Raw genomic sequence first — 13,259 nt, forward strand, 5'->3', positions numbered from 1 at the left:
GATGCTCTCGCGCACCGCCGCGTCGCTCTACTGGCTGGGGCGCTATGTCGAGCGCGCCGATTTCCTCGCCCGGCTGGTCGAGGCGACGGTACGGCTCGATGCGCTGTCGTCGCGCCCCGCCGGCGATGCCGCATGGGCCAGCGCACTGGCGGTCAGCTATACCGAGGAAAGTTTCGCCGCCAGCGGGCAGGCGGTCGGGCAGGGGGCGGTCGCGCGCTTCCTGACCTGCGATCGCAGCCACACCGGATCGATCTTGTGGTGCCTCGACGCCGCGCGCAACAATGCCAAGGCGGTGCGTACCGCGCTGACCCGCGACGCATGGACCGCGATCAATCGGGCATGGATCGTCTTCAACGGCCCGACGGAGGAGGGCGAGGAGGACATCCTCAACCTCGTCGAAGCGATCAAGGCCGAGGCGCGCGGCTTCGAGGGCGCGGTGCAGCGGATGATGAAGAACGAGGCGACGTGGTTCATCCAGCTCGGCGCCGCGATCGAACGGGCGGACAATACCGCGCGGCTGATCGACGTGAAATATCACCTGCTGCTGCCCGAGGGGGAGCGCGTCGGCGGCGCGATCGATCGTGACCAGTGGACCACGATCCTCCAGACGGTGTCCGCCGTCACCGCCTATCGCTGGCTCTACAGCGAGGGGCTGAAACCCGCGCATGTCATCGAACTGCTGCTGTGCCGGGGCGAGGTGCCGCGCAGTTTGGCCGCGTGCGTCGACGAGACGGTCGAGATGCTCAACCTGCTCGGCAAGCGCACCGGTTTTCAGGGCGAGGCCGACCGTATGGCGCGCGCCCGCCTCGCGCGGATGCAGAAGACCCGTGCGCATGAGGTGATCGTGAGCGGGCTGCACGAATATCTGACCGCCTTCATCCGGGAGAATGCGATGCTCGACGCCGCCATCGCCCGCCAGTTCCGCTTCATTTGATGCGGCTGTCGGTCCACCACGAGACGCGCTATCGGTTCTCCGAACCGCAGGCGCGTATCGTCCAGTTGCTGCGGTTGTTCCCCGGCGACACCACGCACCAGACCGTCATCCACTGGCGGATCGATGTCGATTGCGACGCCCGGCTGCGCGAAAGTGTCGACGGCTACGGCAATCTGACGCGGATGCTCTATGCCGAAGGGCCGGTCGAGGGGCTGTTGCTGACAGTGTCGGGCGAGGTGCTGCTGACCGAGGACGATGGCGCGATCGAGGGGACGATCGAACCCTTCCCCGCCGACCTGTTCCGCCGCGAAACACCGCTCACCCGCGCCGACGCTGCGATCCTCGCGCTGGGCGGCGGTGACAGCGTGGCGGCGATGACCGACCTCGCCGGCGCGATCCACGCGCGCTGGCCGCTCGACCGCCGCCCGGCACGCGCGATCCGCAGCGCGGCGGAAGCGGCCGCCGACGACCGGCTGTCGCCGCGCGACATGGCGCAGATCTTCGTCGCGGCGGCGCGCGCGGCGGACGTGCCGGCGCGCTATGTCTCGGGCTACAGTCTGTCGGGCGACGACGAACGCCGCACGCCCGCGCCGCATGCGTGGGCCGAAGCCTATGTCGCGGGCGGCTGGTATGCGTTCGACCCGGCGGTCGGCGGGCGCTCGGGGCTCGACCATATCCGCGTAGCGGTGGCGCTCGACGCCGCCGGCGCCGCACCGATCGCTGGCGTGCGCATGGGCACCGGCGACGAGGCACTCGACGTCGACGTCCGGGTCGAAGGCAGCGAGGCGGCGTAAGGCAGGACTGCCCCCCGACTTCAGGACTGCTCCCCTCCCTGACAAGGGAGGGGCCGGGGTGGGTAGGTTTCGGGGACACCAATACTACCCTCGCAGGCCAACCCACCCCCAACCCCTCCCTTGTCAGGGAGGGGCGCGGTTCGAATCAACCCTCGTGGTTGTTGGCGTAGTTCTTCAGCTCGTCGCCGACGATCTGGACGACGTGCAGCACGTTGGTCGACCCCGGCGTCCCGAACGGCACGCCGGCGCACACCACCACCCGGTCGCCGGCATTGGCCAGCTTGTGGCGCAGCACCATGCGCTTGGCCTTGGCAACCATTTCCTCGAACGATTCGACGTCGCGGGTGTGGACGGCATGGACGCCCCACAGCAGCCCCAGCCGCCGCGCGGTGTCGATCTGCGGGGTCAGCACCATGATCGGCACCGCCGGGCGTTCGCGCGCGATGCGGCGCGCGGTCGATCCCGACTTGGTGAAGCACAGGATCGCCTTGGCATCGACGGTGGCGGCGATGTTCTTGGCGGCTTCGGCCAGCGCGTCGGCGGTGGTCGGGTCGGGGCGCAGCACGGTGAAGTGGACGCGGTCGCCATGCGCCGGATCGCGTTCGACGGCATGCGAGATGTCGTTCATCATCGCGACCGATTCGACCGGCCAGCTTCCCGCCGCGCTCTCGGCCGACAACATGATCGCGTCCGCGCCATCATAGACGGCGGTCGCGACGTCGGACACTTCGGCGCGGGTCGGCGAGGGCGACGAGATCATCGATTCGAGCATCTGCGTCGCGACGACGACCGGCCGGCCCAGCCGGCGCGCGGTCTCGACGATCCGCTTCTGGAGCGGCGGCACCGACTGCGGCGGCAGTTCGACGCCCAGATCTCCGCGCGCCACCATCACGCCGTCGCACTGTTCGACGATCTCTTCAAGCCGCGCGACCGCCGAGGGCTTCTCGATCTTGGCGAGCAGCGCGGCGCGGCCCTGGATCAGCTTGCGCGCCTCGGCCAGATCCTCGGGCCGCTGCACGAACGACAGCGCGATCCAGTCCACGCCCTGATCGACCGCGAAATGCAGGTCGGAAATGTCCTTGGGCGTCAGCGCGGCCATCGGCAGCACCACGTCGGGAACGTTCAGCCCCTTCGAATTCGACAGCGCGCCGCCGACGACCACCTCGGTCACGATCGTGTCCGCGTTGTGATCGGTGACGCGCAGCACCAGCTTGCCGTCGTCGAGCAGCAGGCGCGCATCGCGCGTGATCGCCGCGAAAATCTCGTCATGCGGCAGTTCGACGCGGGTGGCATCGCCCGGCTCGCTCGACCGGTCGAGGGTGAAGACCTGTCCGGTTTCGAGGGTCACCCGGCCCTCGGCGAAGCGGCCGACGCGCAGCTTCGGTCCCTGAAGATCGGCGAGGATCGTCGTCGGGCGGCCATATTCGCGCTCCAGCCCGCGAATCGCCGCGATCACCGCGACCTTCGACTGCTGGTCGCCATGACTCATGTTGACGCGGAAGGCATCGGCCCCCGCCTCGAACAGCTTGGCGATCATCTCGGGGGTGTTGCTGGCGGGTCCGAGCGTGGCAAGGACGCGAACCTTACGCGAACGGGGGCTGATGGCCTTGGTCATTGTCACTCTCCGACGTTTGCGCGCCTGCCTCTAAGGGTTATTGCGGCGCGATCAACCTTGGAGGGCCGAGTCATGGCAACAATCGATTCCATCGACGAAGCGGCACAGGCCGCCGCGTTCCGCCGGCTGGTGCGCCACCTGCAACATCGCACCGACGCGCAGAATGTCGACCTGATGGGGCTGGCCGGTTTCTGTCGCAACTGCCTTGGCGACTGGCTGGGCGAGGCTGCCGGCATATCGAAGGACGAGGGGCGCGAGGCGGTGTACGGCATGCCCTATGCCACCTGGAAGGCCAACCATCAGCAGCCGGCCAGTGACGAACAGATCGCGCGGATGAAGGCCAGCGTGGCCCGGAACGAGGCGCTCGATAACAGCGTCCCGGCGAGCGATCCGCCCGCGATTTCCCCGCCGAAGTAACCGCCAATACGCCCCCATTGAGACGCGCGCGCCGATCGGCTAGGCGCGCCCGTTCACCATTTGCTCCGGTATCCAAGGGAACCCCATGACCGACAACGTCTCCGCCGAACAACTGCGGCTGCTGATCGAGCGTATCGAACGGCTGGAAGAAGAGAAGAAGGGCATCAGCGACGACATCAAGGACGTCTATGGCGAAGCCAAGTCGACCGGGTTCGACGTGAAGACGATGCGCACGATCATCCGCCTGCGTCGCATGGAAAAGCATCACCGCGACGAAGCGGACATGCTGCTCGAAACCTACAAGACCGCGCTCGGCATCTAGGCAGGGAAGGGGGTGGGACCATGGCCAGCGTCTTTCACTTCGCGACCCGTCTGCTCAAGGGGCATGGCGATCCGCATGGGGAGGAAGAGGCCCGTGTCCTGTCCGCGATCGAACGCGGCGCGCCGGTCAGCCGTGACGCCGCCGACGAATCGGACGCGCGATCGACGCTCGGCGACCGGCTGGCCGACCGCGTGGCGGCGGTCGGCGGGTCGTGGGGCTTCATCATCGCGTTCACCGTGGTGCTGCTCGGCTGGATGCTGCTCAACTCCGACGTGCTGTCGCATTTCGGGCTGGCGTTCGATCCCTATCCCTACATCTTTCTCAACCTGATGCTCTCCACGCTGGCGGCGATCCAGGCGCCGGTCATCATGATGAGCCAGAACCGGCAGTCGGAAAAGGACCGGCTGGCGGCGCGGCTCGACTATGAAACCAATCTGCGCGCCGAGATCGACATCCTCGCGCTCCACGCCAAGCTGGACACCGACGTGATCGACCGGCTGGCCGCGCTGGAGGCGAAGATCGACGCGCTGGCGCAACACGCCGCCCGGGGCTAGAGCGGGCGCTAAACCTCAAGAGGCACCGATGGCAGGCCATAGTAAATTCAAGAACATCATGCACCGCAAGGGCGCGCAGGATAAGAAGCGCTCGGGCATGTTCAGCAAGCTCAGCCGCGAAATCACCGTCGCGGCCAAGATGGGTCTGCCCGATCCCGACATGAACCCGCGCCTGCGCGCGGCGATCAACGCCGCCAAGGCGCAGTCGATGCCCAAGGACAATATCCAGCGCGCGGTGGACAAGGCGTCGAAGGGCGACCTCGAGAATTACGAGGAAATCCGCTACGAAGGCTTCGGCCCGGCGGGCGTGTCGCTCATCATCGAGGCATTGTCCGACAACCGCAACCGCACCGCGACCAACGTGCGCACCGCCGTGTCGAAGAACGGCGGCAACCTCGGCACCGCCGGGTCGGTCAGCCACGGCTTCGACCGCGTCGGCCTCATCAGCTATCCCGCCAAGGCCGGCGACGCCGAGAAGGTGTTCGAGGCCGCGCTGGAAGCCGGGGCCGAGGACGTCACGTCGGGCGAGGACGGGCACGAGATCTGGACCGCCGTCGCCGACTTGCACGAAGTCGCCAAGGCATTGGAAGCGGTGCTGGGCGAGGCCGAGGGCGCGAAGCTCGCATGGCGCCCACAGACGATGGTCTCGGTCGGCGAGGACGATGCCGCCACGCTGTTCAAGCTGATCGACGCGCTCGACGACGACGACGACGTGCAGACCGTCTGGGGAAACTACGAGGTTTCCGACGAGGTGATGGAGAAGCTGGGTTGAACATCGCCATCCTCCCCGGTCCACGGGGAGGGTTGCCATGCTGATCCTCGGCCTTGATCCCGGCCTCGGCACCACCGGCTGGGGGCTGATCCGCGCCGATGGCAATCGGCTCAGCCATGTCGCCAACGGGCAGATCCGCACCGATCCGTCGATGCAGTTGCCGAGGCGGCTGGCGCTGCTGTTCGGGGCGCTGGGCGAAGTGATCCGCACCGAACGCCCCGACGGCGCGGCGGTCGAGGAGGTGCTGGGCAACAGCAACGCGCAGTCGACGCTCAAGCTCGGGCAGGCGCGCGGCGTCGTCCTGCTGTCCGCTTCGACCGCCGGCCTCGCCATCGGCGAATATCATCCGAGCGTCGTCAAGAAGGCGGTGGTCGGCACCGGCGGCGCGGACAAGAAACAGATTCAGGCAATGGTCGGCCATCTCCTGCCCGGCGTGAAGCTGACCGGGCCGGACGCCGCCGACGCACTGGCGGTGGCGATCACCCACGCCCACCATCTGGCCAGCGCCCACGCCCGCGCGCGGCGATCGACCGGGATCGGGGGGTGACGATGCCCCACCCCCGGCCGTCACCCCGGACTTGTTCCGGGGTCCACATCGCTCCCCTCTCTGAAAGGGAGGGGTTGGGGGTGGGTTGGCCCGCGAGGAAAGATAGGCGCTCCACAACCGCCCGACCCACCCCCGCCCCCTCCCTTTCAGGGAGGGGAGAAACCGAACGTCGCGACCATCCATTCCAGACAGGCACATCATGATCGCGCATCTGAAAGGCACGCTGTCCGTCTCCGGCATCGACCATGCCGTCATCGACGTCGGCGGCGTCGGCTATCTCGTCGGCGCGTCGTCGCGCACGTTGCAAGCGCTGGGGCCGGTCGGGGGTAGTGTCACGATCCACACCGAAATGCTCGTCGCCGAGGATTTCATCCGCCTCGTCGGCTTCGCCAGCGCCGACGAGCGCGACTGGTTCCGCCTGTTGACCGGGGTGCAGGGGGTGGGCGCGCGCGTCGCGCTCGGCATCCTCTCGACGCTGTCGCCCGACGAGGTCCGCACCGCGATCGCGCGCGGCGACAAGGCCAGCATCGCGCGCGCCAACGGCGTCGGCCCGAAACTCGCGCAACGCATCGCGATGGAGCTGAAGGACAAGGTCGGCGGCATCGCGCTCGGCCCCGGCACGGTCGCTCCGGCGGCGGCCGAAGGCGGCGTGGAAGGCGATGCGGTATCGGCGCTGCTTAACCTCGGCTTCCGCCCGGCGGAGGCGGCCACGGCGGTCGGCAAGGCGGCGGAGGAACTGGGGCCGGGTGTCACCCTCGACGCGCTGGTGCGGTTGGCGTTGAGGAAGGCGTCGCGGTAGCATTTTCGGTAAAATGTCTGGGAGCCGAATATGACCTATGAACGGATGGCTGGTTCGCTAGGTTCACTTCTGCTGCTGTGGGCCGCGATCGAACGGGCGGCGCAAGCCGAGATCGTCCGCGCTAACGGATTGCTTCCCAAACAGGCGCGCGGTATCGCGGCAACCCTTCGGACATGGCAGGCCATCGTTTCCGACATGCCGGCGAACGCTCCGCTCAGAACGTTACTGGCGGAGACGCTTTGCGAACGGCTTCAACAACCGCTCGGTGTTCGAAACGGGCTGTGCCACGGGTTGATCGGCATTTCTTCGGCGAACGGGGCAAACCCGGGAAGCTTGGTTTGGCAACTCAATGGTGTCGAGCACCATATCGGTTGGCAACAGTTGCAGGATTTATTCACCTGGCTTTCACGGGTGCCGGACGCGATCGCCGTAATATCGAAGCCCGGTTCCCAGAACCCATGCGACAGAAGGCTCGACAACGTAGAAAATCGCGAATGGTGGCGAGCTGAATTTGGAATCCGGCTGCCGTAAGTCCGACCGTTCACCAACCCCCTCGACGCGCCACCCCGCGAACGTCTAGGGAACACCTGTGACCGACGACCGCATGACCACCCCGCTTCGCCGTCCCGAGGATGTCGATGCAGCCCTCCGCCCGAAGGCGCTCGACGAATTCGTCGGGCAGAAGGCGGCGCGTGAGAATCTGCGCGTGTTCATCGATGCCGCGCGCGGGCGGGGCGATGTCCTCGACCATGTGCTGTTTTTCGGGCCGCCGGGCCTCGGCAAGACGACGCTGGCGCAGATCGTCGCGCGGGAGATGGGCGTTGGCTTCCGCGCCACCTCCGGCCCGGTCATCGCCAAGTCGGGTGATCTCGCCGCGCTGCTCACCAACCTCGAAGACGGCGACGTGCTGTTCATCGACGAAATCCACCGCCTCAATCCGGCGGTCGAGGAAGTGCTGTACCCGGCGATGGAGGACCGCGCGCTCGACCTGATGATCGGCGAGGGGCCATCGGCGAGGAGCGTCCGCATCGATCTGCCGCGCTTCACCTTGGTCGGCGCGACGACGCGGCAGGGGTTGTTGACCACGCCTTTACGCGACCGCTTCGGCATCCCGGTCCGCCTGCAATTCTATACGGTCGAAGAACTGACCCGCGTCGTGACCCGCGCCGCCGGACTGCTGGGTCTGGGCATCGCCACCGACGGCGCGACCGAGGTGGCTAGGCGCGCGCGGGGCACCCCGCGCATCGCCGGGCGGCTGCTGCGGCGGGTACGCGACTTCGCCAATGTCGCGGGCGTCGATGTCGTCGATGCGCGCACGGCGGACGCGGCGCTCAACCGGCTGGAGGTCGATGCCAAGGGGCTGGACGCGATGGACCGCCGCTATCTGACGATGATCGCCGACGTCTATCGCGGTGGCCCGGTCGGCGTGGAGACGCTGGCGGCGGGCCTGTCCGAACCGCGCGACACGATCGAGGAAGTGATCGAGCCGTACCTCATCCAGATCGGCATGATCGCCCGCACCGCGCGCGGGCGCTGCCTGAATGCCGGCGGATGGAAGCATCTCGGCTTCGAGCCGCCGGCGGGCGTGCAGGACGGGCTGTTCGAATGAAGGGGCGGGGCATGAAAAAGACATGGCTGTCGTCGACGGCGCGCGGGTTGATCGTCGCCCCGGTCGCGACCGCGGTCCCGCTGCGGATTGGCGTCGCCATGGCCGGGGACGCGAGCGTGCGGGTCACGATCGCGGCGGAGACGTTCGTCCTGCCCGACGATCAGGACGCGCTGGCGGTCGCGCTGGCCGCCATTCCCGACAAGGGCCGCCCGGTCGTCCTCGACGTCGCCGGCACGGTCGCGCTGCCCCGGCGGGTCGCGGGCGGCATCCTGCATCTGATCCAGTCCGCCGGGTTCCGGAAGGTCAACGTCGTCACCGACCCGGCGGCCGGCTGATCCGCTCAAGCGGGCGCCGCCTCGCCCAGCAGCCACGCCATCGCCTCGCCCCGGTCGCTGAACAGCGTGTGCCCCGGCACCGTCCGCCGCGCCTGTTGCCGCAGCAGCGCGCTGGCCAGCAGCGTCGCGACGCGGTGGCCGACCAGATCGGTGTCGTTGCCGACCACCGCCAGCCGTTCGAGCATCGGCCGGTTCTGCACCGGATAGCCGGTCAGGTCGAGCAACGTTACCTGCGACCCGATCGGTACGCCGACCAGCGGCATTCCTGGCAGCAGCGCGCGCACCTTGCGGTCGAACCGGTCATAGATCGCATCGTCCCAGAATCCGCGAAAACTGATCTCCAACAACCGCCGTTCCGGGGTCAGGCGGATGGTATAGGCCGGATCGTCGAACTGATGAACGCTGGGAGCCATGGCGTCAGCCAATCATGGGTCGGTTAATATTTCGATACCGGCGGGGTGTTTGGCGGCATGTCCGGCGCGCTCCCCCTTTCCCCATGCGCCTGCGGGGGGTAAGACCACGCCCATGACCGCCCCCGACCAGCCGACCGGTGGCCGCTTCGTCGGGACCACGCACCGCTTCCCGCTGCGGATCTATTTCGAGGATACCGACCTGTCGGGCGTCGTCTATCACGCGAATTACCTGCGTTATTTCGAACGCGCGCGCAGCGACATGCTGATGGTCGCCGGCGTTGACCAGCGCGCGGCGCAGGAAGCGGGCGAGGGCCATTACGCCGTGCGATCGATGCAGCTCGACTGGCGGGCGCCCGCCCGGCTCAACGATGCGCTGGTCGTGGTCAGCACGGTCGTCCGGGTGCGCGCGGCGGCGGTGGATATTCAGCAGACAGTCATCCGCGACGATGTGTTGTTGGCATCGGCGCGGGTCGAGGTGGCGTTCGTTGGCGGCAACGGGCGACCACGGCGGCAACCGGCGGCGTGGATCGATGTGTTCGCGCGGCTGGCGACAACCGGAAAAGGGGCATGATGGACGTTTTCGTGAATACCGACGCCGCGACCATGTCGCCGGTCGCGCTCTTCCTCCAGGCCGACTGGGTGGTGAAGGCGGTGATGATCGGCCTGCTCGCGGCCAGCGTCTGGACGTGGGCGATCATCGTCGGCTTCCTGGTGCGCGCCCGCAAGGTCCGCCGCGACATCGACCGGTTCGAGGGCGAGTTCGAACGCGCCGAGGACATCGACGCGTTTCACCGGCTGCAGGGATCACGCGATACCGCGATTGCCCGCGTCTTTTCGTCGGGGGTGCGCGAATGGCGCCGGTCGACCGCCGCCAAGGCAATCGACCGCGACGGCACGCGCGAACGCCTCGCCACCGCCATGGCGTCGAGCGTGGCGGACGAGAGCGAGACGCTGGCCGACCGGCTGAACGTGCTGGCGACGATCGGGTCGGTGGCGCCGTTCGTCGGCCTGTTCGGGACGGTGTGGGGCATCATGCGCTCGTTCACCTCGATCGCGTCCGAACAGAATACCTCGCTGGCGGTGGTGGCGCCGGGCATCGCCGAGGCGCTGTTCGCGACCGCGATCGGCCTGTTCGCGGCGATTCCCGCCGTCATCGCCTACAACCGGTTCAGCCATAGCGTGAACCGCATCGAATCGCGCCTCAACCGCTTCGCCGATGCGTTCCACGCGACGCTCTCGCGCCAGCTCGAAGGCGTCTGAGGCGTGGGGATCAACCTGCCGTCCGCCAAGGGCAAGGGCCGCCGCGCGCCGATGGCGGAGATCAACGTGACGCCATTGGTCGACGTCATGCTGGTGCTGCTCATCATCTTCATGGTGACGGCACCGCTGATGACCAGCGGCGTGCCGGTGAACCTGCCCGACAGCCGCGCCAAGGCGGTGACGCCCGAACAGGAGCCGCTGACGCTGTCGATGGATGCCGAGGGACGCACCTTCCTCGACGATGTCGAAATCTCGGGCGACAATCTGTCGGGCGAACTCGAAAAGATCGCGGCGGCGGGTGCCGGCGCCACCGAGCCGAGGCAGGTGATGCTGCGCGCCGACCGCAGCCTCGACTATGGCCGGGTCAACCGGGTGCTGGGCGAACTGAACCGCGCCGGTCTCAACCGCGTGTCGCTCATCAGCGTGGCGCAATAGCGCGATGCAGAAGGCGGAGAAGATCGGACTTGGCGTCGCGGTCGCGGGGCATGCCGTCCTGTTCGGGCTGCTGTCGATCGGCTTCCTCGCCACGCCCAACCCGCTGAAGCTCGAATCCAAGCCGATGGACGTCAGCTTCTCGGAAGAGGTCGCCGCCGAGCAGACCTCGCCCAACCCGAACGAAGCGCCGGCGGTCAGCGAGGCCCCCGACACCGGTCCGCCCGAAGATGCCGCGCCCCCCGAAGCGGCAAGCGAACCAGAACCCGTGCCCGAGCCAGAACCCGCGCCGCCGGTCCCGGCACCGCCCGTACCCGCGCCGCGTCCGCAACCGGCCCCGCGTCCTGAACCGAAGCCGGAACCCAAACCCGCGCCGAAACCCGCCCCGGCACCCAGGCCCGTCCCGAAACCGGTGCCCCGGCCCGCGCCGAAACCCGCGCCCGCCCCCGAACCCAAACCCGCGCCGGCCAGAACCCCGCCGCGCCCGACGCCGGCGCGTCCGGCGGCGCAGCCCAAGGCCGCGCAGCCGAAAGCCGCGCCCAAAGCCGCTCCGAAGGCAGCGCCGGCCAAACCCGCCGCCGCTTCGCCCAAACCGGCGGCCAAGCCCGCCGCGACCAAGGGGCAGGGGACCAACGCGCAGGCAACCGCACAGCGCCCGCGCGGCAGCCGGCTAAGCAATGATTTCCTGAAGGGCATCGCCGACACCCCGACCCCCGGCAAGGCGCAGGCCCCGCGCGCCGCCGTCGTCGGCGCGCAGTCGATCGCCGGCCTCGCCAGCGCGATCCAGCGACAGGTGCAGCCCTGCGCCAATCGCATCCCCAATCCGGGGCCGGGCGCGAACCAGATCCGCTCCAGCATCCGCCTCCAGATGCGTGCCGACGGCACGCTCGCCGCCAAGCCGCAGTTGCGCGGGCAAAAGGGCATCGATGGCGAGAACGAACGCTATGCGCAGCGTGTGTCCGAACTGGCGATCGCCGCGTTGATCCAGTGCGCGCCCTATGAACTGCCTGCCGACCTGTACGAAGGCGGCTGGAAAGACATCATCATCAACTACAAGCTGCCCGGCTGACCGGAGGGATGTATGCGTAGACTCACGATGGCGCTTGCCACCGCACTTGCGACCGTCACCGCCATGCCTGCCTATGCGCAGGTCGAGGTGGACATCGAGGGCGGCATTTCCGAACCGCTGCCCATCGCCGTGCCGGTGATGCCGACGCCGCAGGCCGCCTCGACCCCCGCCGGATCGACCGATGCGCTCGGCCGGCAACTGGCCGAGATCGTCGCGACCGACCTGCGCAACTCGGGGCTGTTCAAGCCCGCCGGCCCCGCCGGCCTGCCGCCGGTCGCGATGGGACAGGTCCAGTCGCCCGACTATGCCGCGTGGAGCGGCGCGCAGGCGCTGGTGCAGGGCTATGTCCGCGCCGAAGCGAACGGCACGCTGACGATCGGCTGCTATCTCTACGACGTGTTCGCGCGGACCGAGCTGACGCGGCAGGGGTTCAACGTCGCCCCGTCCGAATGGCGGCGCGCCGCGCACAAATGCGCCGATGCGGTCTATACCCGCCTGTCGGGTGAGGGGCCGTATTTCGACAGCCGCATCGTCTATGTATCGGAAACGGGGCCGAAGGGTCGCCGGATCAAGCGGCTGGCGATCATGGATCAGGACGGGGCCAACCACCGCTTCCTGACCAACGGCCAGTCGATCGTGCTGACGCCGCGTTTCGCGCCGAACCAGCAGTCGATCGTCTACATGAGCTATGTCAACGAACGCCCGGCGATCTACATCTACGATCTGGGCAGCGGCAAACAGCGGCTGCTGGTGCAGAACACCTCGCTCACCTTCGCGCCGCGTTTCTCGCCCGACGGGCGCTACGTCCTGTTCTCGATGGCGCAGGCGGGCAATACCGATGTCTACCGCGTCCCCGCCGCCGGCGGTTCGCCGCAACGGCTGACCAACTCGCCCGGCATCGACACGGGGGGAAGCTATTCGCCCGACGGCAGCCGCATCGTGTTCGAAAGCGACCGGTCGGGCGGGCAGCAGCTCTATGTGATGAACGCCGACGGATCGAACCAGCAGCGGATCAGCTTCGGCGGCGGGCGCTACGGCACCCCGGTATGGAGCCCGCGCGGCGACCTGATCGCCTTCACCCGGCAGGGCGGCGGATCGTTTCGCATCGGCATCATGTCGCCTTCGGGGTCGGGCGAGAAGCTCCTGTCCGACGCATGGGGCGACGAGGGGCCGAGTTGGTCGCCCAACGGCCGCGTGCTCACCTTCTTCCGATCGGCGCAGGGGTCGGGCCGGACCGAGGTGTGGTCGGTCGACCTCACCGGATCGAACATCCGCCGTATCCCGACCGCGCTCGACGGATCGGACCCGAGCTGGGGGCCGATCCGGCCGTAACATTCGCTAACAGGGCTGTTTTCCGCTACAGGGCATTGTGGTGGATGCGTAACGA

18 protein-coding genes are annotated in these 13,259 nt (G+C 68.2%); 16 read left to right on the top strand and 2 right to left on the bottom strand.

What is annotated here, in order from left to right; genetic code table 11:
- Position 1 precedes the first annotated feature (1 nt).
- Both ASG37_RS00200 and ASG37_RS00205 read left to right on the top strand, forming a co-directional pair.
- Positions 2-934, top strand: a complete 933-nt coding sequence (locus tag ASG37_RS00200) for an alpha-E domain-containing protein (RefSeq protein WP_200909694.1) — start codon at positions 2-4, stop codon at positions 932-934.
- Positions 934-1,728: a transglutaminase N-terminal domain-containing protein gene (locus ASG37_RS00205; protein WP_055755280.1), complete on the top strand. Its 795-nt coding sequence runs from the start codon at positions 934-936 to the stop codon at positions 1,726-1,728. The genes ASG37_RS00200 and ASG37_RS00205 overlap by 1 nt, the downstream gene beginning before the upstream one ends.
- Positions 1,729-1,873: 145 nt before the next feature.
- Here ASG37_RS00205 and pyk read toward each other — a convergent pair whose 3' ends face one another.
- Positions 1,874-3,343, bottom strand: a complete 1,470-nt coding sequence (gene pyk / locus ASG37_RS00210; RefSeq protein WP_055755281.1) for a pyruvate kinase — start codon at positions 3,341-3,343, stop codon at positions 1,874-1,876.
- A 72-nt stretch (positions 3,344-3,415) separates the two neighbouring features.
- On the opposite strand from pyk, the gene ASG37_RS00215 reads away from it, so the two are divergent.
- From ASG37_RS00215 to ASG37_RS00250, 9 genes are all read left to right on the top strand, one after another.
- Positions 3,416-3,760, top strand: a complete 345-nt coding sequence (locus tag ASG37_RS00215) for a DUF1244 domain-containing protein (RefSeq protein WP_055755282.1) — start codon at positions 3,416-3,418, stop codon at positions 3,758-3,760.
- Positions 3,761-3,845: 85 nt separating this feature from the next.
- Positions 3,846-4,082 carry a DUF2312 domain-containing protein gene (locus tag ASG37_RS00220; RefSeq protein ID WP_055755283.1) on the top strand — a complete coding sequence of 79 codons (237 nt, stop codon included), beginning with the start codon at positions 3,846-3,848 and terminating at the stop codon, positions 4,080-4,082.
- A 20-nt stretch (positions 4,083-4,102) separates the two neighbouring features.
- Entirely contained in the window at positions 4,103-4,636 is a 534-nt protein-coding gene (locus ASG37_RS00225) for a DUF1003 domain-containing protein (protein WP_055755284.1), read from the top strand.
- 28 nt (positions 4,637-4,664) lie between these two features.
- Positions 4,665-5,408: a YebC/PmpR family DNA-binding transcriptional regulator gene (locus ASG37_RS00230; RefSeq protein WP_055755285.1), complete on the top strand. Its 744-nt coding sequence runs from the start codon at positions 4,665-4,667 to the stop codon at positions 5,406-5,408.
- 37 nt (positions 5,409-5,445) lie between these two features.
- Positions 5,446-5,955 (top strand): crossover junction endodeoxyribonuclease RuvC, encoded by a 510-nt coding sequence (gene ruvC / locus ASG37_RS00235; RefSeq protein ID WP_055755286.1) that lies wholly within the window; start codon positions 5,446-5,448, stop codon positions 5,953-5,955.
- A 199-nt stretch (positions 5,956-6,154) separates the two neighbouring features.
- Positions 6,155-6,754: a Holliday junction branch migration protein RuvA gene (gene ruvA, locus ASG37_RS00240; protein ID WP_055755287.1), complete on the top strand. Its 600-nt coding sequence runs from the start codon at positions 6,155-6,157 to the stop codon at positions 6,752-6,754.
- A gap of 30 nt (positions 6,755-6,784) precedes the next feature.
- Positions 6,785-7,285 (top strand): hypothetical protein, encoded by a 501-nt coding sequence (locus tag ASG37_RS17490; RefSeq protein ID WP_156348982.1) that lies wholly within the window; start codon positions 6,785-6,787, stop codon positions 7,283-7,285.
- A 58-nt stretch (positions 7,286-7,343) separates the two neighbouring features.
- Entirely contained in the window at positions 7,344-8,363 is a 1,020-nt protein-coding gene (gene ruvB / locus ASG37_RS00245; RefSeq protein WP_055755288.1) for a Holliday junction branch migration DNA helicase RuvB, read from the top strand.
- Between the two features lie 11 nt (positions 8,364-8,374).
- The gene (locus ASG37_RS00250; protein WP_156348983.1) at positions 8,375-8,698 is read left to right on the top strand and encodes a hypothetical protein; all 324 of its coding nucleotides are present in this window, start codon (positions 8,375-8,377) and stop codon (positions 8,696-8,698) included.
- Between the two features lie 5 nt (positions 8,699-8,703).
- Here ASG37_RS00250 and ASG37_RS00255 read toward each other — a convergent pair whose 3' ends face one another.
- On the bottom strand, positions 8,704-9,111 hold the full coding sequence (locus tag ASG37_RS00255) for a hypothetical protein (RefSeq protein WP_055755290.1): 408 nt from the start codon (positions 9,109-9,111) through the stop codon (positions 8,704-8,706).
- A gap of 112 nt (positions 9,112-9,223) precedes the next feature.
- On the opposite strand from ASG37_RS00255, the gene ASG37_RS00260 reads away from it, so the two are divergent.
- The 5 genes from ASG37_RS00260 to tolB are packed head-to-tail and all read left to right on the top strand — an operon-like array spanning position 9,224 to position 13,204.
- Positions 9,224-9,682: a YbgC/FadM family acyl-CoA thioesterase gene (locus ASG37_RS00260; protein ID WP_055755291.1), complete on the top strand. Its 459-nt coding sequence runs from the start codon at positions 9,224-9,226 to the stop codon at positions 9,680-9,682.
- Positions 9,682-10,371 carry a protein TolQ gene (tolQ, locus tag ASG37_RS00265; protein WP_414887922.1) on the top strand — a complete coding sequence of 230 codons (690 nt, stop codon included), beginning with the start codon at positions 9,682-9,684 and terminating at the stop codon, positions 10,369-10,371. Before ASG37_RS00260 ends, tolQ begins: the two co-directional genes overlap by 1 nt.
- A gap of 3 nt (positions 10,372-10,374) precedes the next feature.
- Positions 10,375-10,806 (top strand): ExbD/TolR family protein, encoded by a 432-nt coding sequence (locus ASG37_RS00270; RefSeq protein ID WP_055755293.1) that lies wholly within the window; start codon positions 10,375-10,377, stop codon positions 10,804-10,806.
- A gap of 4 nt (positions 10,807-10,810) precedes the next feature.
- A complete protein-coding gene (locus ASG37_RS00275; protein ID WP_055755294.1) occupies positions 10,811-11,872 on the top strand; it encodes a hypothetical protein in 1,062 nt (353 codons plus the stop codon).
- A gap of 12 nt (positions 11,873-11,884) precedes the next feature.
- Positions 11,885-13,204, top strand: coding sequence for a Tol-Pal system beta propeller repeat protein TolB (tolB, locus tag ASG37_RS00280; protein ID WP_055755295.1), 1,320 nt, complete (start codon positions 11,885-11,887; stop codon positions 13,202-13,204).
- Positions 13,205-13,259 lie beyond the last annotated feature (55 nt).

The organism is Sphingomonas sp. Leaf407 (genome assembly GCF_001425385.1).
Taxonomy (GTDB): Bacteria; Pseudomonadota; Alphaproteobacteria; order Sphingomonadales; family Sphingomonadaceae; genus Sphingomonas.

Excerpts from the sequence above, each read along its gene's own strand:
- ASG37_RS00200 (WP_200909694.1), top strand. The coding sequence starts at position 2 with ATGCTCTCGCGCACCGCCGCGTCGCTCTACTGGCTGGGGCGCTATGTC.
- ASG37_RS00205 (WP_055755280.1), top strand. The coding sequence starts at position 934 with ATGCGGCTGTCGGTCCACCACGAGACGCGCTATCGGTTCTCCGAACCG.
- pyk (WP_055755281.1), bottom strand. The coding sequence starts at position 3,343 with ATGACCAAGGCCATCAGCCCCCGTTCGCGTAAGGTTCGCGTCCTTGCC.
- ASG37_RS00215 (WP_055755282.1), top strand. The coding sequence starts at position 3,416 with ATGGCAACAATCGATTCCATCGACGAAGCGGCACAGGCCGCCGCGTTC.
- ASG37_RS00220 (WP_055755283.1), top strand. The coding sequence starts at position 3,846 with ATGACCGACAACGTCTCCGCCGAACAACTGCGGCTGCTGATCGAGCGT.
- ASG37_RS00225 (WP_055755284.1), top strand. The coding sequence starts at position 4,103 with ATGGCCAGCGTCTTTCACTTCGCGACCCGTCTGCTCAAGGGGCATGGC.
- ASG37_RS00230 (WP_055755285.1), top strand. The coding sequence starts at position 4,665 with ATGGCAGGCCATAGTAAATTCAAGAACATCATGCACCGCAAGGGCGCG.
- ruvC (WP_055755286.1), top strand. The coding sequence starts at position 5,446 with ATGCTGATCCTCGGCCTTGATCCCGGCCTCGGCACCACCGGCTGGGGG.
- ruvA (WP_055755287.1), top strand. The coding sequence starts at position 6,155 with ATGATCGCGCATCTGAAAGGCACGCTGTCCGTCTCCGGCATCGACCAT.
- ASG37_RS17490 (WP_156348982.1), top strand. The coding sequence starts at position 6,785 with ATGACCTATGAACGGATGGCTGGTTCGCTAGGTTCACTTCTGCTGCTG.
- ASG37_RS00250 (WP_156348983.1), top strand. The coding sequence starts at position 8,375 with ATGAAAAAGACATGGCTGTCGTCGACGGCGCGCGGGTTGATCGTCGCC.
- ASG37_RS00255 (WP_055755290.1), bottom strand. The coding sequence starts at position 9,111 with ATGGCTCCCAGCGTTCATCAGTTCGACGATCCGGCCTATACCATCCGC.
- ASG37_RS00260 (WP_055755291.1), top strand. The coding sequence starts at position 9,224 with ATGACCGCCCCCGACCAGCCGACCGGTGGCCGCTTCGTCGGGACCACG.
- tolQ (WP_414887922.1), top strand. The coding sequence starts at position 9,682 with ATGGACGTTTTCGTGAATACCGACGCCGCGACCATGTCGCCGGTCGCG.
- ASG37_RS00275 (WP_055755294.1), top strand. The coding sequence starts at position 10,811 with ATGCAGAAGGCGGAGAAGATCGGACTTGGCGTCGCGGTCGCGGGGCAT.
- tolB (WP_055755295.1), top strand. The coding sequence starts at position 11,885 with ATGCGTAGACTCACGATGGCGCTTGCCACCGCACTTGCGACCGTCACC.